At 71.2% G+C, this 1,120-nt stretch carries 1 protein-coding gene and 1 pseudogene; both read left to right on the forward strand.

The window, feature by feature from the left end; translation table 11 throughout:
• Positions 1-126: pseudogene (locus tag ACFVT2_RS43435) on the forward strand (urease subunit gamma); the annotation flags it as partial.
• Positions 123-1,120: urease subunit alpha (locus tag ACFVT2_RS43440; protein ID WP_390028033.1), on the forward strand; the 998-nt coding region annotated here is incomplete at its 3' end. The pseudogene ACFVT2_RS43435 and the gene ACFVT2_RS43440, both read left to right, overlap by 4 nt.

Consider the following 1,120-nt stretch of genomic DNA (forward strand, 5'->3'; position numbering starts at 1 on the left):
GGCGACCGGATCGCGATCGGCTTCGCCGGTCTGGTCGACGGCCCGCTCGACGCGCCGGGCGCCAAGAACGAAGCGCTGCGGCGGGCCGCCGCCTGTGGCTACCTGGGAGCGGAGGAGCAGGCATGAGCCGGAACATCGACCCTTACGAGTACGCCTCGGTCCACGGCCCGCGCGCCGGTGACCGGGTGGTCCTGGGCGACTCCGGACTGGTCGTCCGGGTGGAGTCGGACTCCCAGAAGCCGGGCGAGGAGTTCCTCGCCGGCTTCGGCAAGACCGCCCGCGACGGGCTGCACCTCAAGGCCGCGTCACTGCGCGAGACCTGCGACGTGGTGATCAGCAACGTCCTGGTCATCGACGCGATTTTGGGCATCCGCAAGGTGTCCATCGGTATCCGCGAGGGCCGCATCCACGCCATCGGGCGGGCCGGTAACCCCGACACCCTCGACGGCGTCGACGTCGTCGTCGGCACCGGCACCTCCATCGTCTCCGGCGAGGGCATGATCGCCACCGCCGGAGCCGTGGACACCCACGTCCACCTGCTCTCCCCGCGCGTGATGGAAGCCTCGCTGGCCTCCGGCGTGACCACCATCATCGGCCAGGAGTTCGGCCCGGTCTGGGGCGTCGGCGTCAACTCCCCCTGGGCACTGCGCCACGCCTTCAACGCCTTCGACGCCTGGCCGGTCAACATCGGCTTCCTGGGCCGCGGTTCGTCCTCCGGCGAGGCACCGCTGGTCGAGGCGCTGGTCGAGGGCGGCGCGCTGGGCTTCAAGGTCCACGAGGACATGGGCGCGCACGCCCGCGCCCTGGACACCGCGCTGCGGGTCGCCGAGGAGTACGACGTCCAGGTCGCGCTGCACAGCGACGGCCTCAACGAGTGCCTCACCGTCGAGGACACCCTGCGGGTCCTGGACGGCCGGACCATCCACGCCTTCCACATCGAGGGCTGCGGTGGCGGACACGTCCCCAACGTCCTGAAGATGGCCGGCGTCCCCAACGTCATCGGCTCCTCGACCAACCCCACCCTGCCCTTCGGGCGGGACGCGGTCGCCGAGCACTACGGCATGATCGTCTCCGTCCACGACCTCAAAACGGACCTGCCCGGCGACGCCGCGATGGCCCG

Source organism: Streptomyces sp. NPDC058000 (assembly GCF_042886435.1).
Classification (GTDB): domain Bacteria; phylum Actinomycetota; class Actinomycetes; order Streptomycetales; family Streptomycetaceae; genus Streptomyces.